Source organism: Methylobacterium sp. 22177, assembly GCF_052045615.1.
Taxonomy (GTDB): Bacteria; Pseudomonadota; Alphaproteobacteria; order Rhizobiales; family Beijerinckiaceae; genus Methylobacterium; species Methylobacterium radiotolerans.
Genome location: NZ_JBQEPK010000014.1, coordinates 39,584 through 58,777 on the forward strand (window position 1 = coordinate 39,584; position 19,194 = coordinate 58,777).

At 72.7% G+C, this 19,194-nt stretch carries 17 protein-coding genes; 10 read left to right on the forward strand and 7 right to left on the reverse strand.

What is annotated here, in order from left to right; genetic code table 11:
* The first annotated feature begins 3 nt into the window (after nt 1–3).
* Nucleotides 4–1,182, forward strand: a complete 1,179-nt coding sequence (locus ACTJK8_RS14890; RefSeq protein WP_440762115.1) for an endo-1,4-beta-xylanase — start codon at nt 4–6, stop codon at nt 1,180–1,182.
* On the opposite strand, the gene ACTJK8_RS14895 is transcribed toward ACTJK8_RS14890, so the two are convergent.
* The gene (locus ACTJK8_RS14895; RefSeq protein WP_012320839.1) at nt 1,169–2,287 is read right to left on the reverse strand and encodes an acyltransferase family protein; all 1,119 of its coding nucleotides are present in this window, start codon (nt 2,285–2,287) and stop codon (nt 1,169–1,171) included. The genes ACTJK8_RS14890 and ACTJK8_RS14895 overlap by 14 nt on opposite strands.
* 215 nt (nt 2,288–2,502) lie before the next feature.
* On the opposite strand from ACTJK8_RS14895, the gene ACTJK8_RS14900 reads away from it, so the two are divergent.
* Together ACTJK8_RS14900 and ACTJK8_RS14905 are read left to right on the forward strand one after the other, a co-directional pair.
* Nucleotides 2,503–4,290 carry a L,D-transpeptidase family protein gene (locus tag ACTJK8_RS14900; RefSeq protein WP_440762116.1) on the forward strand — a complete coding sequence of 596 codons (1,788 nt, stop codon included), beginning with the start codon at nt 2,503–2,505 and terminating at the stop codon, nt 4,288–4,290.
* Between the two features lie 136 nt (nt 4,291–4,426).
* Complete coding sequence (locus ACTJK8_RS14905; RefSeq protein WP_012320841.1) at nt 4,427–4,960, forward strand: Dps family protein; 534 nt, start codon at nt 4,427–4,429, stop codon at nt 4,958–4,960.
* Nucleotides 4,961–5,017: 57 nt separating this feature from the next.
* Here ACTJK8_RS14905 and ACTJK8_RS14910 read toward each other — a convergent pair whose 3' ends face one another.
* Nucleotides 5,018–7,693 (reverse strand): bifunctional acetate--CoA ligase family protein/GNAT family N-acetyltransferase, encoded by a 2,676-nt coding sequence (locus ACTJK8_RS14910; protein ID WP_024829066.1) that lies wholly within the window; start codon nt 7,691–7,693, stop codon nt 5,018–5,020.
* A 402-nt stretch (nt 7,694–8,095) separates the two neighbouring features.
* On the opposite strand from ACTJK8_RS14910, the gene ACTJK8_RS14915 reads away from it, so the two are divergent.
* Both ACTJK8_RS14915 and ACTJK8_RS14920 read left to right on the forward strand, forming a co-directional pair.
* Nucleotides 8,096–8,509, forward strand: a complete 414-nt coding sequence (locus ACTJK8_RS14915) for a MucR family transcriptional regulator (protein WP_012320843.1) — start codon at nt 8,096–8,098, stop codon at nt 8,507–8,509.
* Between the two features lie 110 nt (nt 8,510–8,619).
* Complete coding sequence (locus ACTJK8_RS14920) at nt 8,620–9,369, forward strand: restriction endonuclease (protein ID WP_012320844.1); 750 nt, start codon at nt 8,620–8,622, stop codon at nt 9,367–9,369.
* Between the two features lie 6 nt (nt 9,370–9,375).
* Here ACTJK8_RS14920 and ACTJK8_RS14925 read toward each other — a convergent pair whose 3' ends face one another.
* From ACTJK8_RS14925 to ACTJK8_RS14935, 3 genes are all read right to left on the reverse strand, one after another.
* The gene (locus ACTJK8_RS14925) at nt 9,376–10,017 is read right to left on the reverse strand and encodes a DedA family protein (protein WP_012320845.1); all 642 of its coding nucleotides are present in this window, start codon (nt 10,015–10,017) and stop codon (nt 9,376–9,378) included.
* A 91-nt stretch (nt 10,018–10,108) separates the two neighbouring features.
* Nucleotides 10,109–10,588: a peroxiredoxin gene (locus ACTJK8_RS14930; RefSeq protein ID WP_012320846.1), complete on the reverse strand. Its 480-nt coding sequence runs from the start codon at nt 10,586–10,588 to the stop codon at nt 10,109–10,111.
* A gap of 102 nt (nt 10,589–10,690) precedes the next feature.
* Nucleotides 10,691–11,104: a hypothetical protein gene (locus tag ACTJK8_RS14935; RefSeq protein ID WP_012320847.1), complete on the reverse strand. Its 414-nt coding sequence runs from the start codon at nt 11,102–11,104 to the stop codon at nt 10,691–10,693.
* 115 nt (nt 11,105–11,219) lie between these two features.
* Between ACTJK8_RS14935 and ACTJK8_RS14940 the strand changes: the two genes are divergently transcribed.
* Nucleotides 11,220–11,861, forward strand: a complete 642-nt coding sequence (locus ACTJK8_RS14940) for a YqgE/AlgH family protein (protein WP_012320848.1) — start codon at nt 11,220–11,222, stop codon at nt 11,859–11,861.
* 81 nt (nt 11,862–11,942) lie between these two features.
* Here the strand turns inward: ACTJK8_RS14940 and ACTJK8_RS14945 are convergent, their stop codons facing one another.
* The gene (locus ACTJK8_RS14945; RefSeq protein WP_440762117.1) at nt 11,943–12,929 is read right to left on the reverse strand and encodes a hypothetical protein; all 987 of its coding nucleotides are present in this window, start codon (nt 12,927–12,929) and stop codon (nt 11,943–11,945) included.
* Nucleotides 12,930–13,321: 392 nt separating this feature from the next.
* Here ACTJK8_RS14945 and dnaK point away from each other — a divergent pair, with 392 nt between their 5' ends.
* The 4 genes from dnaK to ACTJK8_RS14965 all read left to right on the forward strand — a co-directional run bounded on the left by dnaK (nt 13,322) and on the right by ACTJK8_RS14965 (nt 17,839).
* Complete coding sequence (dnaK, locus tag ACTJK8_RS14950) at nt 13,322–15,238, forward strand: molecular chaperone DnaK (RefSeq protein ID WP_440762118.1); 1,917 nt, start codon at nt 13,322–13,324, stop codon at nt 15,236–15,238.
* 250 nt (nt 15,239–15,488) lie between these two features.
* On the forward strand, nt 15,489–16,631 hold the full coding sequence (gene dnaJ, locus ACTJK8_RS14955; protein WP_024829063.1) for a molecular chaperone DnaJ: 1,143 nt from the start codon (nt 15,489–15,491) through the stop codon (nt 16,629–16,631).
* Nucleotides 16,632–16,770: 139 nt separating this feature from the next.
* Nucleotides 16,771–17,409 (forward strand): class I SAM-dependent methyltransferase, encoded by a 639-nt coding sequence (locus ACTJK8_RS14960; RefSeq protein WP_012320852.1) that lies wholly within the window; start codon nt 16,771–16,773, stop codon nt 17,407–17,409.
* Nucleotides 17,410–17,518: 109 nt separating this feature from the next.
* Complete coding sequence (locus tag ACTJK8_RS14965) at nt 17,519–17,839, forward strand: hypothetical protein (protein WP_024829062.1); 321 nt, start codon at nt 17,519–17,521, stop codon at nt 17,837–17,839.
* Between the two features lie 39 nt (nt 17,840–17,878).
* Here ACTJK8_RS14965 and deoA read toward each other — a convergent pair whose 3' ends face one another.
* Nucleotides 17,879–19,192, reverse strand: a complete 1,314-nt coding sequence (gene deoA / locus ACTJK8_RS14970) for a thymidine phosphorylase (RefSeq protein WP_058607173.1) — start codon at nt 19,190–19,192, stop codon at nt 17,879–17,881.
* Between the last annotated feature and the right edge of the window lie 2 nt (nt 19,193–19,194).

Consider the following 19,194-nt stretch of genomic DNA (forward strand, 5'->3'; position numbering starts at 1 on the left):
CGGATGTCCCCTCCCCCGAGCCGCCGATCGATCCTCGCGGGCGCGGCCTCCCTCGGCCTCGCCGGCACGGCGCGCGCGGCCGGCCTGGCGGGGTTCGGTCCCCTCGGCCGGCCGTCCTGGTCGGCCGACAGCCTCCAGGCCGCAGCGGCCGCCAAGGGCCTGACATACGGCTGCGAGGTGCCGTTCCACCGCTTCGACGCGACGCCCGCCTACCGGGAGGCGGTGGCGCGGGAATGCGGCATCCTCGTCTGTGGCACCGAGATGAAGATGGAGGAGGTCCTGCCGGCGCCGGGCAAGACCGACTTCGCCCGCGGCGACGCGATCCTGCGCTTCGCCAGGGGGAACGGCCAGCGCATGCGCGGCCACACGCTCGTCTGGCACGCGGCGCTGCCGCCCTGGGTCGGGCCGCTGCTCGGCCGGGCGAGCGCCGTCCAGGCCGAGGACTTCATGCGGCGCTGGATCGAGACGGTGGCGGGCCATTACCGGGGGCAGATCGTCGCCTGGGACGTGGTCAACGAGATCCTCGGCAACGAGGCCGATCCCGACCGCGGCGGCGGCCTGCGCGACTCGCCCTGGCTCGCCGCGATCGGACCCGGCTACGTCGACCTCGCCTTCCGGATCCTCCACGAGACCGACCCCGCGGCCGCCGGCACCTGGAACGAGGACGCGGTGGAGCAGGGCGTGCCCTGGATGGAGGCCAAGCGCACCAAGGTCCTGCGCCGCCTGGAGGCGATGCGGTCCCGCGGCGTGCCGATCCGGCGCTTCGGGCTCCAGTCGCACCTCACCAGCACGATCCCGATCGACCAGGGCCAGCTGCGGCGCTTCCTGCGGGAGATCGGCCAGATGGGATTCGGGATCGAGATCACCGAACTCGACATCGACGACCGCGCCTTCCCGTCCGACGTGGCGACCCGCGACCGGATGGTGGCCGACTACGCCCGGCGCTACCTCGACGTGGTGCTGGACGAGCCCGCCTGCCTCGACGTCCTGACCTGGGACATCTACGACCCGGACACGTGGCTGAACGACCATCCCTACCGCAAGCGGCCCGACGGCCTGCCGCAGCGGGCCCTGCCGCTCGACGCGCAGTTCCGGCGCAAGCCCCTGTGGCACGCCATGAAGGCGGCCTTCGCGGCCGCGCCGGATCACAGGGCCGCCCGCGACAGGCTCAGGCGGGCGTGATCCCGGCCCGCCGGCCGTCCTCGGCCAGGCTCGGCTCCGGCGGCCGGTCCGCCAGCAGCCGGCGGCGGAGGCGCGCGCAGGGGCGCTCGACGAGCCCGTACATCCCCCAGCACCACAGCAGCGTCACCGGGAAGGCGGCCAGCATCAGCCCGACGCCGTGCAGCCCGGGCCGCAGGTGCAGTACGAGGGCCACCACGGTCATGTGCGCGAGGTAGAAGCTGTAGGACCAGAGCCCGAGCTGGCGCATCGGCCGGCCGGCCAGCAGCCGCACCAGTGGCCCCTCGCCGTGGAGCAGGTACGCGAAGGGCACGAACAGGGCGGCGCTCTGGAGCGTGTAGCGCAGGCTCTCGCGGAAGGCGGGATCGCGGACCGCCAGGGTCCCGAGGATCACCGCGAGGCTCGCCGCGACGTGCCAGGGCGCGGGACGCCACGCCCGGTCGGCCGGAACCACCGGGTTGTTCCACAGCCCGAGGCAGCACCCGAACAGGATCGCGTCGATCCGGGTGTGGGTCCAGCTGTAGTTCAGGCTGTAATCCGGCAGCCGCCAGACGTTGACGCACCGGATCGCCAGGACGGCCGCGCAGAGCCCCAGGCAGGCCAGGGCCGCGCGGCGCGGTCGCAGGCGCCCGAGCCAGAGCAGGAAGACCAGCGGGAAGACGAGGTAGAAGTGCTCCTCGATGGCGAGGCTCCACAGCGGCACCGGCAGCACCGCCTCGGTTCCGAACAGGCCGGGATAGTTCGTCAGGAACGTCGCCTGCCCGAGGATCGCCGCCGGCGCGACCGGCATCCAGTCGAGCCACCCCGCCGCGTAGAGCGCGCCGGAGGCGAGCAGGGTCAGGTACATGGGCGGCAGGATGCGCAGGCTCCGCCGGAGGTAGAAGGCTCCCAGCGACACCGTGCCGGTCCGCGCCCGCTCGATCCGCAGGAGCGTGGTGATCAGGTAGCCGCTGAGGAAGAAGAAGACGGTCACGCCGAAGCCGCCCGGCACCACGTGGCTGTAGCCGCAATGGGCCGCGAACACGATCAGGATGGCGAGCGCCCGCACCCCGTCGAGCTGCGGCAGGTAGGGCATCGTCTTCGGGATCGGGTATCCGGATTCCGGCATGGCGGAGGTCGATCTCGCGGCGGGCGTCGGGGTCTCAGCATAAGCGCGCTTTTCGCGCGGACCGACATCCGCGCGGCGCGCTGAGCGGCTGGACCAGTGTCCGCATGGTGAATCCAGCTCTCCGAGCCCGGTGAAGGCCGGAGGAGATTGGTAACCACGCCGGTCCATGATCCCGCCCGATCGCCCGGTCCCGGGCGCCGTCGGGAGTGTTGCGTATGGTCCCGGTCCAGCCCCGCCGTCACGCCCGCCCGCACGCCGCGCTGGGTGCGGGCCTGTCCCTGCTGGCCCTGCTCGGAGCGCCGGGCGCCGCCCTGGCGCAGGGGGCCGGCGCCGCGCAGGCCGGCCCCGCGCCGGTGCCGCCGCTCGCCGTGCCGGTCGCGGTGCCGCCCGCCGCCGCGGGCGAGACCGCGAAGGGCCAGGAGCCCCGGGCACCCGAGGCGAAGGGCGCCGCCGGCCAGGCGGACACCAAGCGGGCCGAGACCAAGCCGCCCGAGCCCAGGGCGACCGAGGTCGTGCCGGAGCCTGTCCCGGTGCAGGGCAAGGCGCAGGATGCCAAGGCCCAGAGCGCGAAGGTCCAGGACACCAAGGCGTCGGAGACCAGGGCGCAGCAGGCCAAGCCTCAGGAGGCGGCCAAGAAGTCGCGCGAGCCGGCGCCGCTGGTCTACGCCAAGGTCTCCACCGACCCGAACCCGACGCTGACGTCGCGGACGTTCCTCGACACGCTCCGGGCGGCCGAGCGCTACGCGGCCTTCGCGGAGGCCGGCGGCTGGGAGCGGCTGCCCGAGGATCTCGCGCGCCTCAAGCCCGGCGAGCGCCACCCGGCGATCCCCGCCCTGCGCCACCACCTGACGCTCACCGGCGACCTGCCGGCGGACGCGCCCCCGAACGACCGCCTCGACCCGCCGCTGGTGGCGGCGATCGCGGCGTTCCAGGCCCGTCACGGCCTGCCCGACAGCGGCGTCCTGGGCCGGCTCACCATCAACGCGCTCAACGTGCCGGCCGCGGTGCGCCAGCGGCAGCTCGCCGCCTCGGCGGCCCGGCTGATGGGCTCGAAATTCCCGTTCGGCGAGCGCTACGTGGTGGTCAACATCCCGTCCGCCGCCGTGGAGGCGGTGGAGAACGGCGCCGTCGCGCGCCGCTACGTCGCGGTGGTCGGCTCCCCCGACAAGGCGACGCCGCCGGTGGAGACGCGGATCACCGACATCAACTTCAACCCGACCTGGACGGTCCCGGCCTCGGTGGTGAAGAACGAGATCATCCCGCAGATGCGCAGGAATCCGGGCTATCTCGCCAAGAACCACATCCGGATCCTCAGCCCGGCGGGCGAGGTCGACCCGACCCGGATCGACTGGGCGGGCGAGAAGGCCGTCAACTACACGCTGCGCCAGGATCCCGGCTTCGACAATTCGCTCGGCCAGGTGCGCATCGACATGCCGAACCGCTTTGCCGTCTACATGCACGATACGCCGGCGAAGTCGCTCTTCGCCGCGAGCGTGCGCTTCCACAGCCACGGCTGCGTCCGGGTCGGACAGGTGAAGGAACTCGTCGGCTGGCTGCTGCAGGGCACGGACGGCCCCAACGGGCCGGGCACGAGTTGGGGCCCCATCGAGATCGAGACCGGCATCGCCGACGGCGAGCGCCGCGACATCAAGCTCGCCAAGCCGATCCCGGTGACCTTCGTGTATCTCACCGGCTACGCCACGCCGGACGGGAAGGCGCATTTCCGCGACGACATCTACAACCTCGACACGCCGGCGGCCGAGCCCGCCGCCACCGGCGCGATCCCGCCCGCGGCGGCTGCGGACGCGGGCGCCGCGAAGCCGACCCCCGCCACCACCGCGCCGGCCACGCCCCGGCCCGGTGCCGCCCACGACGCGAAGCCGGTCCCGGCGCGGGCCGCCGGGGCCAGGCCCGCACCGGCAAGGCCCGCCCCCGCCAAGCCGGCGGCAGCCCGGCCCGGCCCGGAGCCCCGCAGTTTGGAATCCGTCGAACCTATCCGCTAAAGCCAACCCAGCCATGCGATTCTCGGAACGGCGGAACCTCCCGACGGGCCGGTCATTGGCTCGCAGAAGGCGCGGCGGCCGCTCCCCGGAGAGACGGTTCGACGCGCCGAGCCACCGAACCGCACGGGAGACGACCATGGCCAAGGCCAAGCCGAGCAGCCGCATCGAGAGCGCGCGCCTGAACACCCCGACCGACCTCGATCCGAGCGACGTCCGGACGATCGCCGAGGGCCTGACGATCCTGAGCTCGGACCTGTTCGCGCTCTACATCAAGACCAAGAACTTTCACTGGCACATGAGCGGACCCCATTTCCGCGACTACCACCTCCTGCTGGACGAGCAGTCGGCCCAGATCTTCGAGATCATCGACGCGGTGAACGAGCGCGCCCGCAAGATCGGCGGCACGGTCCTGCGCTCGCTCGGCCAGGCGAAGAGCCTGACCCGCGTGGCCGACAACGACGCCGAGTACGTCTCGCCCCTCGACATGCTCAAGGAGCTGCGCGACGACAACAAGGCCCTCACCGCCAACATGCGGACGCTCCACGGCGTCACCGACGAGGCCGGCGACGTGGCGACCACCTCGCAGCTCGAGGAGTGGATCGACCAGTCCGAGGAGCGGACGTGGTTCCTCTACGAGACCACCCGCAACGCGACCGACAGCGGCCACTGAGCCGCGCCGCCCGGCCTCGGCACGGCCGGTGCCGGGTCGGGCCGCGTCGCGCCGCCGCTAACCGGCGGCGAGATCGAGGTGCACCTTCACGAGGCCCGGATCGTCCGGGTCGCGCCCCTGCGCGAAGCCGAGGCGGCGGCAGACCGCGAGCATCGGCCGATTCTCGGCCAGGACCGTGCCCTCGACCCGCCCGATCCCCTCGGACCGCGCCCAGTCGATCATCAGGCGCATCAGCGCGAAGGCGAGGCCCGTCCCGCGGGCGTCGCGGCCCACCGCGATCGCGTACTCGCCGCTCTCGTGGTTGGCGTCGGCGTGGAGCCGGACCGCCCCGAGCATGCGCTCGCCGCCGCCCGGCTCGATCTCCGTGGCCACGAACGCGATGGCGCGGGCGTAGTCGAGCTGCGTCAGGCGGGCCAGGAAGGCGTGGCTGAACTCGCGCACCGGACCGAAGAACCGCAGCCGCAGATCCTCCGGGTCGAGACCCTTGAAGAAGGCCAGGAACAGGCCCTCGTCCTCCGGGCGCACGGGCCGCACTCGGACCGTCCGGTCCTTGAGGTTGAGCGTGCGGATCCACTCGGCCGGATAGGGCCGGATCGCGAAGCGCGGGTGGCCGCGGCCGTGGGCGCCGCGCTCCGCGCGCCCGATCCGGACCCGGGCGTCCAGGGCCAGCACGCCGGTCTCGTCGGCCAGGAGCGGGTTGATATCGAGCTCGCGCACCTGCGGCAGGTCCGCGGCGAGCTGGGACAGCTTCACCAGCGTCAGCGCGATCGCCCCGAGATCGGCCGCCGGAACGTCGCGGTAGGCCTCCAGGCGCCGCGCGACCCGGGTGCGGGCGATGAGGTCGCGCGCCAGGGTCAGGTCGAGTGGCGGCAGGCCGAGGGCGCGGTCGTCGATCACCTCCACGGCGGTCCCGCCCCGGCCGAACACCACCACCGGGCCGAAGACCGCGTCCTCGGCGAGGCCGGCGATCAGCTCCCGGCGCTGGCCGCGGCGGACCATGGGCTGGACTGCGAAGCCGGTCACCCGGGCGTCGGGCCGCTCCCGGCGGGCGCGGGCGAGGATGCTGCGGGCGGCCTCCGCGACGTCGGCCTCGCTGGTCAGGTCGAGATGGACGCCGCCGATGTCGGACTTGTGCACGATGTCCGGCGAGACGACCTTCAGCGCCACCGTCCCGCCCGCCGCGATGATCGGCCACGCGGCCGCCGCGGCCGCGTCCGTGTCGGGGGCGAGCGTGATCGGGACGGTCGGGATCCCGTAGGCCTGCAGAAGGCCGTTCACCGCCACCGGGTCGAGCCAGGCGGCGCCCTGGCGCAGGGCGCCGGCGACGATCGAGCGGGCCCGCGCCGTGTCGGGGGAAAAGTCCCGCGGCAGCGAGTCCGGCGTGCGCATCAGGTCGTCCTGGGCCTCGCGGTAGCGGACGAGGTGCAGGAAGCCCTCGATCGCCTCGGAATCGGTGGTGAAATGCGGGATCCCGGCCTGCGCGAAGGTCTCGCGCGCCGCCTCCGCGTCGCCGAGCGTGACCGCGAAGACCGGCTTCTTGCGGGTCTGGCCGGCGCGGGCGGCCTTGACCGTCGCGGCGACGGCCTCGGCCACCGCGCCCGCCTCCGAGCGGACGGTCGGCACGTGGATCGCCAGCACGGCGTCGCTCGTCCGATCCGTCAGCAGCGGCGTCAGGGCGGCCGCGAAGGCCGGGCCGGCGGCCTCGATGCCGAGATCGAGGGGATTGCCCGGCGCGCGGCCCTCCGCCTCGGCGGGCGCCGCTAGGGTCCCGGCCCGCTCGATCAGCCGGTCCGCGGCGAGGAGGCCGATGCCGCGGCCGTTCGACACGATCGCCAGCCGGTGACCGGGGAACGGCCGCTGCCGCCCCAGGGTCTCCACGGCGGAGAACATCGCGTCGAGGTCCGGCACGGCCAGCAGGCCGGCCCGCCGGAAGGCCGCGGCGTAGACCGCGTCCGGGCGGGCCAGGGCGCCGGTATGGGTGACGGCGGCGCGGGTGTCGGGCCGGTGCCGGCCGGCCCGCAGGACCACGACGGGCTTGGCCCGGGCGGCGGCGCGGGCGGCCGACATGAACCTGCGGGCATCCGCGACCCGGTCCAGGCAGAGCAGGATCGCGCGGGTGCGGTAATCTGCGGCGAAATGGTCGAGGCAGTCGGCCACGCCGATGTCGAGGACGCTGCCGAGCGACAGCACCGCCGAGAAGCCCGTGCCGTGGCGGGCGCCCCAGGCGACGATGGCGGCCGCGACCGTGCCGGATTGCGAGACGAGGGCGAGGTCGCCGGCCAGGGGCGCGTGGGCGAACAGGCTTGCATTGAGCTTGGCGCCCGGGACCGCGAGGCCGGCGCTGTCGGGCCCGAGCAGGCGCAGGCCGTGGGCGCGGGCGATCCCGTGGGCGACCGGGCCGGGATCCTCCGGCCCGGAGCCGAGCCGCGCCGTGAGGATCACGGCCGCCCCGGCGCCGATCGCGGCGGCCTGCGCGACGACCTCGGGCACGCTCGGCGGCGGCACCGCGATCAGGACGAGGTCGGGGGCGGCGGGCAGGTCCGCGACCCGCGGCACGCAGGGCAGCCCCTCGACGGTCGCCTGATCGGGCTGGACCGGCATGATCGCGCCGGGGAACCCGGCGGCGCGCAGGCTGTCGAGCACGCTGCGCCCCAGCGAGCCCGCGCGCCCCACCGCCCCGACCAGGGCGATCGAGCGGGGCGCCAGCAGCTTGTCGAACCGGTAGGTGCTCACGACCGGCGACTCACGGCGCCGTCACGGGACGAGGTCCCGCAAGCCGTTCCTGGCGGCACGCATCTGGTCCCCTCGCTCACGTCCGACCGGGCGAGACGCCCGGGCGCCCGCCGCCCTCCCAGATGGCGCGATCCGGCGCGCCTGCAACGCCCGGTCGGCACGCACAGGGCGGAAATCGTCTGGTCGACGCCCGCGAGGCAGCCAGACCGCCTTTTGTTCAATATCGAGCGCCCTTTATCCACTCTAAGACGGGACTTGTGGGCGTGTGTGGATTGGTCTTGCTATTAAATTCACACCACCATAGTAACTGCCTCTTAACTACCCTGTATCGGGTCGAGCAGAGACAGATTCCGGCCGGCGCCGGCGGTCGGTGGCCGGCTGGGATCGAGTGGAGGTTATGGGATGGACGCCACGGGTGAAGGGCAACCGGACTATCTCACGCTGTCCGTCGACATCGTGTCGGCCTTCGTGAGCAACAATCCGGTCCCCGCGCCGGAACTGCCCGGGCTGATCGCGGCCATCCACGCGACGCTGCACGGGCTCGGCGAGCCGTCCGCCCCGCCGGCGGAGGAGCTGCGGCCTGCCGTGCCGGTCCGGCGCTCGGTCCAGCCCGACTTCATCGTCTGCCTGGAGGACGGCAAGAAGTTCAAGTCGCTGAAGCGCCACCTGCGGACGCACTACAACCTGACGCCCGAGGAGTATCGCGGGAAATGGGGCCTGCCGCCCGACTACCCGATGGTGGCGCCGAACTACGCCGCGGCGCGGTCCAGCCTCGCCAAGAGCATGGGCCTCGGCCACCAGCGCCGGAAGGGCTGACGGCGCGGCGCTCTCGTCCGCGTCCGCGTCCACAGCTTTCGGAGCCGGGTTAGGCATCGGGCAAGCCGCGCTTGCGAGGGTCCGGGGCCCGTCAGCGCCCCAGAGACCCGATGTCCGGCAAGCCCAGCCTCGTCGCCCGCCTGTTCTGGACGGCCGTGATCGGCCTCCCGTTCGGGCTCTGGTACGGCCGGCCGGCGCTCGCCGCGACGGGGCTCGCCCTCGGGCTCGTCCTGCTGCGGCATCTCGGGCGCCCGCGCCGGTTCCGGGCCCGGGTGCGGCGGATCGCCCGGGCCCATGCCGAGACGCTGGCGCTGCGGCGGCGTCAGGAGAGCTACAGCGACCCCTACGGCAACTGGATCGAGGACGGCTGGCTGCGCGAGCGGGCGTACTTCCTCGAGCGGACCGTCCTGCCGCAGCTCGGTCCCCGCTTCGCCGACCTCGCCGAGGCGGAGCACGCGCGGATGCTGGCGATCATCGAGGCCGAGGCGGCCGCCGTCGCGCTCCCGGACGAGGACGAGGCGCCCGGCGACGGGCTCGACTACGAGCGCTACTGCGCCGAGCGCCTGGTCCGGGCCGGCTGGCGGGCGCACCGGACGCCGGCGAGCGGCGACCAGGGCGCCGACATCGTGGCGGTGCGGGACGGGCTGCGCCTCGTCGTGCAGTGCAAGCGGCTGAGCAAGCCCGTGGGCAACGCCGCCGTTCAGGAAGCCGCCGCGGCGCTGCGCTACTGGGACGGGGACCGGGCCGCCGTGGTGTCGAACGCCGGCTTCACGCCGGCGGCGCGCCGGCTGGCCACGGCCACCGGCGTGCTCCTGCTGCACCACGACGCCCTCGAGGCGATCGACCTCGCGGAGGCGTGACGATCCTCAGGCGAGCGGGCCCGGGATGGCGATCTCCGCCTCGCTGAGCAGGCGCGCCTCGTGGCGGCGCACGAACAGCCACAGGGCCAGGCCGCCGAACACCACCAGCGCCAGCAGGGTCAGGCCCACCGGGCCGACGATGTGCTCGATCTGGCGCCCGCAATAGTACGAGCCGAGGCCCATGCTGCCGGCCCAGACGATGCCGCCGAGGGCGTTGAAGGCGAAGAAGCGGCGCGCGTCCAGCCGGTTGACCCCGGCGAGCAGGGCCGCGTAGGCGCGCAGCATCGCGGTGAAGCGGCCGAAGAACACGATCTTCCCGCCGTGCTGGCGGAACAGGTACTGGCCGAGCTTGAGCCGCCCGTGATCGAGGGCGATGAGGTGGCCGTAGCGGAGCAGCAGCGGCATGCCCCAGCGCCGCCCCGCCCAGTAGCCGACATTGTCGCCCAGGATCGCCGCCGCCGCCGCCGCGGCGATGACCAGGCCGATATTCAGGTTGCCGGTGCTGCCGGCGTAGACGGCGGCCGAGATCAGCACCGTCTCGCCGGGGCACGGCACGCCGGCGCTCTCGAGGGTGATGACCACGAAGATCGCGATGTATCCGTAATTCGCGATCAGGTCGGCGATGGGCAGGTCGTTCAGGAAGGCCATGCGGTCCTCGGGCCGGTCTCCGGGCAGAGCCCGGCGACACAAGCGGATGGAACGTGGCCTTAAGAGGGCCGCCCTGCGGCGCGCGGCGCGCTCAGAGGACCTTCAGCAGGGCCTCGGCCCCGGAAACCTCGGCCTTCGAGGGCGTCTCCTCGACGTTGAGGATCCGGACGACGCCGTCCTCGACCAGCATCGAGTAGCGCTTCGAGCGCATCCCGAGACCGAAGCCCGTGCCGTCCATCTCCAGGCCGATGGCCTTGGCGAAATCGGCGTTGCCGTCGGCGAGGAATTCCAGCCCCTCGGCGCCGCTCGCCTTCGACCACGCGTCGAGCACGAACACGTCGTTGACGCTCGTCACCGCGATGGCGTCGATGCCCCGCCCGAGGATCTCGTCCCTGTGGGTGACGAAGCCCGGCAGGTGGTTGCGGTGGCAGCTGGGGGTGAACGCGCCCGGCACGCCGATCAGGACCACGCGCCGGCCCTTGAACACGTCGTCGGTGGTGCGCGCGATCGGGCCCTCGGGGCCGATCACCCGGAAGGTGGCCTGGGGCAGGTGGTCGCCGACCTGGATCATCGCGGGTCCCTCGTTGTCGCGCGCTGGGATGGCGCGCGTGAGCAGCGCGCCTGACCTAGCGTGGCAGGGGGTGCCTGTCGAGGATCGGGAGCAGCCTGCGGCTCACGGTCCGAGAAGCTTGACGGAGGCCGCCCCGGCGCCGAACAGCGCGGCCCCGGCCGTCATGCCAGACAGCGCCACCTGCCAGGGCGCGAGACTCCGGTCCCGGCCGATCTTGGCGGCCTCGGCCGCGAGCTTGGTCTGCTCGACGGCCGTCTTCGAAGCCTCGGCCGTCATCTTGACCTGCTCGGCCGCCAGCCTGGTCTGCTCCGCGGCCAGTTTCGACTGCTCGGCGATCAGCTTGTGCTGCTCGGCGACGAACTTCCGCGTCTCCTCGTGCGCGCGCTCGATCCGCGCGCGCTGCTCCTCGATGGCGAACGCGGCCTGAGAGGCGGAGCCAGCCACGATGGTCACGGTCTCGAACGTGGCCGGAACGATCGCCTTCGCGTGCCGGCCGGGACATTCTGCGGCGCGCATGAGACCCGCACAAGCTTGGGGGAGGCTGGCTGCGTCCCTATTGCCCGCTGGACAACGGAGGGGCGCGGCGTAGCATGGACGGATGGCGCACCCTCCGCACCGCAGGCCTGATCCCATGTCGGCAGCGTCGTCGCAGGCCGGGAAGGCCGCGTCGCCGCTCCGGACGGAGCTGTCGGGCCCGCACTTCCTCGACGGGCAGTTCCTCGTGGCCATGCCCGGCATGGCCGACGAGCGCTTCGCCCGCTCGGTGATCTACGTCTGCGCCCATTCCGCCGACGGGGCCATGGGCATTATCGTCAACAAGGCGGCGACCGACATCAGCATGCCGGACCTCCTGGTCCAGCTCGACGTCGCGCCCGAGGCGGACGCGATTCGCCTGCGCGAGCGGGTCGGCCACATGCCGGTCCTGATGGGCGGCCCGGTGGAGGGGCGGCGCGGCTTCGTGCTCCACAGCGACGATTTCCACATCCAGCAATCGACGCTGATCATCGACGATGGCATCTGCCTGACCGCGACCGTGGAGATCCTCCGGGCCATCGCCAGCGGGGACGGCCCGGCCAGCGCCGTGCTGGCGCTCGGCTATGCCGGCTGGCAGGCCGGGCAGCTGGAGAGCGAGATCATGGCCAACGGCTGGCTCAACTGCCCGGCCGATCCGGCGCTGATCTTCAACGCCGACCTCGACGCCAAGTACGACCTCGCCCTGCGGGCCAACGGCATCGACCCGGCGATGCTGTCGATGACCGCCGGCCGGGCCTGACCCGGCCGCGCGCTCCGGCGCCTCGAATCCGCCGCCCCCGGTCGCGCCGCCGCGTCGCGCCGGCGGTCCTGCGCGGGCCGCCTATTCGGGCAGCGCGTCGCCGCCGCCGACCGCGTCCGGGTTCATGCCCTCGACGGCCGGCTTGGGACGCGGCCGGCGGGGTGCCACGGCGGCGGTGGGCGTCGCCGTGTTGGCGCCGAGCCGGGTGGCCAGGGCCAGGGCGCGGTTCTCCGTCACCCGCAGATGGCAGAACCCGTGCGTGCCCTCGCGCGCGTAGGTGCGGCAGAGCTGCTCCCGGTCCGACGAGAAGGCGGCCTGCTCGCTGACGATCGGCCGCACGTCCTCGCGTCGGGCCCGCTGGGTCATCAGCTTGTAATTGTCCCGGACGGCCTTGTCGGCCACGCCGCGGGCCGTGTCGAACTCCCCGGCCCGCGGGATCAGGGTCGCGGCGCCCGGCCCCCAGAGGCCGACCGGCGTGGTCGCGCAGTCCGCCGCCGAGAAGGTGCAGACCGGGCCCGAACCCAGGCTCGAGACCAGCACGCCGCCGTCGGTCACGTCGAAGCGCAGCGGGCACTCGGCCCCGGCGGCCTCGAAGCGAGGCACGCCCTCGGGCTTGCCCTCGGCGGTGAGCGTCACCGGATTGCCGCCCGCGAGCGGCACCGTGCACGACTCCGCCGGCTGCGAGATCTTGGTCCCGGGCAGCTTGATCCGCGCCGAGACGGCCGTGCCGGAGCGCTCCAGCTTCAGGGATCCGGACAGGCCGTTGAGCTGCAGCTCCTGGCCGATCACGCCGTCCTCGGAGGGCGTCTTCAGCACGACCGGGCGGGCCGGCGCGGGGGCCGGCCGGGGCGCCTCGGGAGCCGCCGCGGGCGGGCCCGGCTCGCCCGGTGCCCCGGGCGCAGGCGCCGGCTCCGGCAGGCCGCGCGGCGGCGTCGGCGGCCGCTCCGGCTTGATGCCGAACAGGCGCTCGAAGAAGTTCTGGGCCCGCGCGGGGGGCGCGGCGAGCATCCCGGGCGCCGCGACGGCGACCGCCAGGATCGGGAGCAGGAGGCTGCGGGTCGGGCGCATCGGACTCTACGACGGGGACACGAAGTGGCGGGGCCACGCGCAACCCCTTGTCGAAACGTTAACACGCCGTCGATGGCGCCGACGTGGCAGCGGAGCAACAAAATGCAGCCACGCCACCGGGCCGCGGCCGGCCGTGCGGCGAGATCCTGCCGGAATGACAAGGGGATGGCGCGGATCCGCGTGGCCGATCCCGCCGCGCAGGCTTCGCCTTGCGGGCCCGGAACGGGCTTCTTATATCGCCCTCGACGCGGGATTGCGCGCTGGGTTTCAGCCGTTCACGGCCCTTGATCCGGCCCGGGTCCCATACTCACATCACCCCCGACACCGCCATGGGCCGAGCTGCTTCGGGGCTCGGCGGTCTGCTTGAACGCGACACAAAGAGGGATCCCACCATGGGTAAAGTTATCGGCATCGATCTGGGCACCACCAATTCCTGCGTGGCCGTGATGGAAGGCACGCAGCCCAAGGTCATCGAGAATTCGGAAGGCGCGCGCACCACGCCGTCCATCGTCGCCTTCACGGACGACGGCGAGCGGCTCGTCGGCCAGCCGGCCAAGCGCCAGGCGGTCACGAACCCCGAGCGCACGTTCTTCGCCATCAAGCGGCTCATCGGCCGGACCTACGACGACCCGATGACCCAGAAGGACAAGGGCCTCGTGCCCTACAAGATCGCCCGCGGCGACAACGGCGACGCCTGGGTCGAGGCGGACGGCAAGAAGTACTCGCCCTCGCAGATCTCCGCCTTCACGCTGCAGAAGATGAAGGAGACCGCCGAGTCGCATCTCGGCCAGCCGGTCACGCAGGCGGTCATCACGGTCCCGGCCTACTTCAACGACGCCCAGCGTCAGGCCACCAAGGACGCCGGCAAGATCGCGGGCCTCGAGGTGCTGCGCATCATCAACGAGCCGACCGCGGCGGCGCTCGCCTACGGCCTCGACAAGAAGAAGTCGGGCACGATCGCGGTCTACGACCTCGGCGGCGGCACCTTCGACGTCTCGATCCTGGAGATCGGTGACGGCGTGTTCGAGGTGAAGTCGACGAACGGCGACACCTTCCTGGGCGGCGAGGACTTCGACAACCGCATCGTCGAGTACCTGACGGCCGAGTTCAAGAAGGAGCAGGGCATCGACCTGACCAAGGACAAGCTCGCCCTCCAGCGCCTCAAGGAGGCCGCCGAGAAGGCGAAGATCGAGCTGTCCTCGGCCACCCAGACCGAGATCAACCTGCCCTACATCACCGCCGACAACACCGGCCCGAAGCACCTCGCGCTGAAGCTCAGCCGGGCGAAGTTCGAGTCGCTCGTCGACGACCTGGTGCAGCGCACGATCGAGCCCTGCCGCAAGGCGCTCAAGGATGCCGGCGTCTCGGCCTCCGAGATCGACGAGGTGGTGCTGGTCGGCGGCATGATCCGCATGCCGAAGATCCAGGAAGTGGTGAAGTCCTTCTTCGGCAAGGAGCCCCACAAGGGCGTCAACCCGGACGAGGTCGTGGCCATCGGCGCCGCCGTGCAGGCCGGCGTGCTCCAGGGCGACGTCAAGGACGTGCTGCTGCTCGACGTGACCCCGCTGTCGCTGGGCATCGAGACGCTGGGCGGCGTGTTCACCCGGCTCATCGACCGCAACACCACGATCCCGACCAAGAAGTCCCAGACCTTCTCGACAGCCGAGGACAACCAGAACGCGGTCACGATCCGGGTCTTCCAGGGCGAGCGCGAGATGGCGGCCGACAACAAGCTGCTCGGCCAGTTCGACCTCGTCGGCATCCCGCCGGCGCCCCGCGGCATGCCGCAGATCGAGGTGACCTTCGACATCGACGCCAACGGCATCGTCAACGTGACGGCCAAGGACAAGGCGACCAACAAGGAGCACCAGATCCGCATCCAGGCCTCGGGCGGCCTCTCGGACGCCGACATCGACCGGATGGTGAAGGACGCCGAGGCGAACGCCGAGGCCGACAAGAAGCGCCGCGAGCTCGTCGAGGTGAAGAACCAGGGCGAGAGCCTGATCCACGCCACCGAGAAGTCGGTGACCGAGTACGGCGACAAGGTCCCGGCCGCCGACAAGGGCACGATCGAGACCGCGATGACCGCGCTCAAGACCGCGCTCGAGGGCGACGACGTCGAGGCCATCAAGGCCCGCACCACGGACCTGATGCAGGCCTCGATGAAGCTCGGCGAGGCCATGTACGCCGCCAACCAGGCGGCCGGCCCGGATGCCGGGGCCGAGGCGGCGGCCTCCGAGAAGAAGGACGACGTCATCGACGCCGACTTCCAGGAGGTCGACGAGAAGGACCAGAAGAAGCGCGCCTGAGGCGCGGATCTGATACGACCGCGCGGGGCCGGAGCGATCCGGCCCCGCCTTTGCGTGAGCAGCGTATTCAGAAGCTCCGTCATGCCGGGCATGCGGGGCCCGGGATCCAGGGCCGACGGCAGAGCGCGAATCCGCGTCGTCGGCGCTTCTGGTTTCCGGGCTCGTCAGCGGCGCCCCGGATCGGCGGCGCAGTGGTAGAAGCGTCGCGGCCCGGGGTTCGGGACGGGACGGGAAGGCACCTGAGGGCGGGATGTCGAAGCGGGACTATTACGAGATCCTGGGGGTCACCAAGACCGCCACGGAAGGCGAGATGAAGGTCGCTTTCCGCAAGCTCGCGATGACCTATCATCCCGACCGGAATCCCGGCGACAAGGACGCCGAGATCAAGTTCAAGGAAATCAACGAGGCCTATCAGTGCCTCTCGGACGGCCAGAAGCGCGCCGCCTACGACAGGTTCGGCCACGCGGCCTTCAGCCAGGGCGGCGGCGGTCCCGGATTCGGCAACGAGTTCGGCGACTTCATGTCGGACATCTTCGACAATTTCTTCGGTGACGGCCGCGGTGGCGGCGGCGCGCGCGGCCGCGGCGGCACGCCGGGCCGCGAGCGCGGGGCCGACCTGCGCTACAACCTCGAGATCACCCTGGAGGAGGCCTTCACCGGCAAGGCCGAGACCATCAAGATCCCGACCTCGATCACCTGCGAGGTCTGCGACGGGTCCGGCGCGAAGCCCGGCTCGAAGCCGCGGACCTGCCCGACCTGCGCGGGCTACGGACGGGTCCGGGCGGCGCAGGGCTTCTTCGCCATCGAGCGGACCTGCCCCAACTGCCACGGCCGCGGCGAGATCGTGGACGATCCCTGCACCGCCTGCCAGGGCGCCGGCCGGGTCAACCGCGAGCGCACCCTCTCGATCAACGTGCCGGCGGGCGTCGACGACGGATTGCGGATCCGGCTCGCCGGCGAGGGCGAGAGCGGGCTGCGCGGCGGGCCGGCGGGCGACCTCTACGTCTTCCTGTCGATCAAGCAGCACGAGTTCTTCCAGCGCGACGGCGCCGACCTGTTCTGCCGGGTGCCGATCTCGATGGTGACGGCCGCGCTCTCGGGCGAGATCACCGTGCCGGTGATCGACGGCTCGCAGACGCAGGTGCGCATCCCCGCGGGGACGCAGACCGCCAAGCAGTTCCGCATCAAGGGCAAGGGCATGCCGGTGCTGCGCTCGCGGGAGGTCGGCGACCTCTATATCCAGGTCTTCGTCGAGACCCCGCAGAACCTGACCAAGCGCCAGCGCGAGCTGCTCCAGGAGTTCGATCAGTCGGCCTCCCCGGAGAACCATCCCGAATCCGCGGGCTTCTTCTCGAAGGTGCGGGACTTCTTCGGGGGTGCGGTCCGGCCGTGAGGCCGGATCCGAATCCCGGGAAGACCCGTTATGCAAGCGGCCGGCGTGGCTTGCATCCCCTAGGCGCGGCGCCGGCTTGACTGTAAGACAGCGCCGTCCCTAGCCATTCATTCTCATCCGGCATCAAGGAATCCAGGACTTGCCGCCGCTCCGCCGTCCCAACGCGAAGGCTCCTGCGGGCAGGAGCGCGATTTTCGGGCCGCGGCGCGACCCCCTCGAGGACGAGGCCCGGTTCCTGCGGTCCTGGCTCGAGCGCCCCCTGGTCACGGGGGCCGTGACGCCCTCGGGCAAGATGCTCGCCCGGACCATGGCCGCCTACGTCGACCCGCGCCTGGAAGGGCCGGTCGTCGAGCTCGGCCCCGGCACCGGGCCGGTGACCGAGGCGCTGATCCGGCGCGGCGTCGCGCCGGAGCGGCTGATCCTCGTGGAGTTCAACCCCGATTTCTGCCGCCTCCTGACCCATCGCTTCCCGGGCGTGCGGGTCATCCAGGGCGATGCCTACAACATGCGCGCGAGCCTCGAGGACGTGCTGACGCAGCCCGCGGCCGCGACGATCTCGAGCCTGCCGCTGTTCACCAAGCCGCTGGAGCAGCGGCTCGACCTGCTCAACACCGCCCACGACCTGATGCGGCCGGGCGCGCCGTTCGTGCAGTTCACCTACGCGGTCGTGCCGCCGATCCCGGCCCGCTGCGAGGCCGGCAGCTACACCGCGGACCGCTCCAACCGGGTCTGGCTGAACCTGCCGCCGGCGCGGGTCTGGGTCTACCGCCGACCCTGACCTGAACACGGCCTGAGCGAACAGGTCACGTTTGCGTCAACTGGAAAGGCGCAGACCTGGGACACGGCCGGACGCCACAGGGCGACCGGCGTGGATCAGGAGAACGCCGATGTTCACCAAGACCGCACGGACCCGCCTGGCCGCCGCCCTGGCCCTGGGCGGACTCGCCCTCGCGGCGCCCGCGACGGCCGCCCCCCTCGGCCGCGATGCCGGCCTGCGGGCGGAAGGCGGCGACGTCCACACCGTCCAGTACGGCTACGGCTACGGGCACCGCCACGGCGGCTGGGGCCACCACGGCTACGGCCCGCGCCATCACCATCACGGCGGCTGGGGCCGGGGCCACCATTACGGCTGGCGGCACCACGGCTTCGGGCCGCGTCACCATCACCACGGTGGCTGGGGCCACCGTCACGGCTACGGCCGCTGGTAACAGCTGGTCCGCGCGCCCGGTCCCGACCGGGCGCGGCCCCTAACCGGCGTCCACCCGCTCCAGGACGGGCGGCCGCTCCGTCGGCGCGTCGCCCATCCGGTAGGCCGCCCGCAGCGCGGCCTCGGCCCGGTCCGCGGCGGCCTCGTCGGCCGCGTGGACGATCCCGAGCAGGCCGCCGGACGATCCCGGACCGGCGAGGTCCGTGAAGCCGACGCGCGGGTCGACGGGATCCTCCGGCCGCGTGCGTCCGCCCCCGAGTCCGATCACCGCCAGGCCCAGCGCCCGCGTCGCGATCCCCGCGACGGTCCCGTCCTGACGCACCGCCCGGCGCACCGGTGCCGCCGGCAGATGCGCCGCCGGCCGCTCCAGGAGATCGCCCGGCCCGCCCAGGGCCGCGACCATGCGGCCGAAGCCCTCGGCCGCCCGGCCCGACGCGAGGGCCCGCTCCAGCCGCTCCGCGGCGCTGTCGCGGTCCGGCGCGAGGCCGCCGACGACCAGCATCTCCGCGCCCAGGGCCACCGTGACCGCGTGGAAGCGCGGCTCGCGGCGCGCGCCCGTCAGGTAGTCGATCGCGTAGGCGACCTCGACGGCGTTGCCGGCCGCGCTGGCGAGCGGCGCGTCCATGTCGGTGATCAGCGCGGCGGTGTGCAGGCCGGCCCCCTCCGCCACCGTGACGATGCTCCCCGCCAGGGCGCGCGCCTCGGGCAGCGTCGCCATGAAGGCGCCGGAGCCCTGCTTCACGTCCATCACGAGCCCGTCGAGCCCGGCGGCGAGCTTCTTCGACAGGATCGAGGCGGTGATCAGGTCGCGGGATTCGACCGTGCCGGTGACGTCGCGGATCGCGTAGAGGCGCCGGTCCGCGGGCGCGAGCTCGGCGGTCTGGCCGATGATGGCGCAGCCGACCGTGCCGACGACCCGGCGGAACGCGTCGAGGCCCGGCGTCGCGTCGTAGCCCGGGATGCTGCCGAGCTTGTCCAGCGTCCCGCCGGTATGGCCGAGGCCGCGCCCCGAGATCATCGGCACGTAGCCGCCGCAGGCCGCGACCATCGGGGCGAGCGGCAGGCTCACCGCGTCGCCGATGCCGCCGGTGGAGTGCTTGTCGAGGACGGGCCCGGGCAGGTCCCAGGCGAGGACCCGGCCCGACTCGGCCATGGCCCGGGTCAGCGCCACCCGCTCCGGCAGCGACAGGCCGCGGAAGAACACCGCCATGGCGAAGGCCGCCGCCTGACCCTCCCCGACCGTGCCGTCGGTGAGGCCGCGGATGAAGGCCCCGATCTCGTCTGGATCGAGGGGCTGGCCGTCGCGCTTGGCCCGGATCGTCTCCTGAGGCAGCCTCTCCTGGGAAAGCCGCACGC

Excerpts from the sequence above, each read along its gene's own strand:
- ACTJK8_RS14890 (WP_440762115.1), top strand. The coding sequence starts at position 4 with ATGTCCCCTCCCCCGAGCCGCCGATCGATCCTCGCGGGCGCGGCCTCC.
- ACTJK8_RS14895 (WP_012320839.1), bottom strand. The coding sequence starts at position 2,287 with ATGCCGGAATCCGGATACCCGATCCCGAAGACGATGCCCTACCTGCCG.
- ACTJK8_RS14900 (WP_440762116.1), top strand. The coding sequence starts at position 2,503 with ATGGTCCCGGTCCAGCCCCGCCGTCACGCCCGCCCGCACGCCGCGCTG.
- ACTJK8_RS14905 (WP_012320841.1), top strand. The coding sequence starts at position 4,427 with ATGGCCAAGGCCAAGCCGAGCAGCCGCATCGAGAGCGCGCGCCTGAAC.
- ACTJK8_RS14915 (WP_012320843.1), top strand. The coding sequence starts at position 8,096 with ATGGACGCCACGGGTGAAGGGCAACCGGACTATCTCACGCTGTCCGTC.
- ACTJK8_RS14920 (WP_012320844.1), top strand. The coding sequence starts at position 8,620 with ATGTCCGGCAAGCCCAGCCTCGTCGCCCGCCTGTTCTGGACGGCCGTG.
- ACTJK8_RS14925 (WP_012320845.1), bottom strand. The coding sequence starts at position 10,017 with ATGGCCTTCCTGAACGACCTGCCCATCGCCGACCTGATCGCGAATTAC.
- ACTJK8_RS14930 (WP_012320846.1), bottom strand. The coding sequence starts at position 10,588 with ATGATCCAGGTCGGCGACCACCTGCCCCAGGCCACCTTCCGGGTGATC.
- ACTJK8_RS14935 (WP_012320847.1), bottom strand. The coding sequence starts at position 11,104 with ATGCGCGCCGCAGAATGTCCCGGCCGGCACGCGAAGGCGATCGTTCCG.
- ACTJK8_RS14940 (WP_012320848.1), top strand. The coding sequence starts at position 11,220 with ATGTCGGCAGCGTCGTCGCAGGCCGGGAAGGCCGCGTCGCCGCTCCGG.
- ACTJK8_RS14945 (WP_440762117.1), bottom strand. The coding sequence starts at position 12,929 with ATGCGCCCGACCCGCAGCCTCCTGCTCCCGATCCTGGCGGTCGCCGTC.
- dnaK (WP_440762118.1), top strand. The coding sequence starts at position 13,322 with ATGGGTAAAGTTATCGGCATCGATCTGGGCACCACCAATTCCTGCGTG.
- dnaJ (WP_024829063.1), top strand. The coding sequence starts at position 15,489 with ATGTCGAAGCGGGACTATTACGAGATCCTGGGGGTCACCAAGACCGCC.
- ACTJK8_RS14965 (WP_024829062.1), top strand. The coding sequence starts at position 17,519 with ATGTTCACCAAGACCGCACGGACCCGCCTGGCCGCCGCCCTGGCCCTG.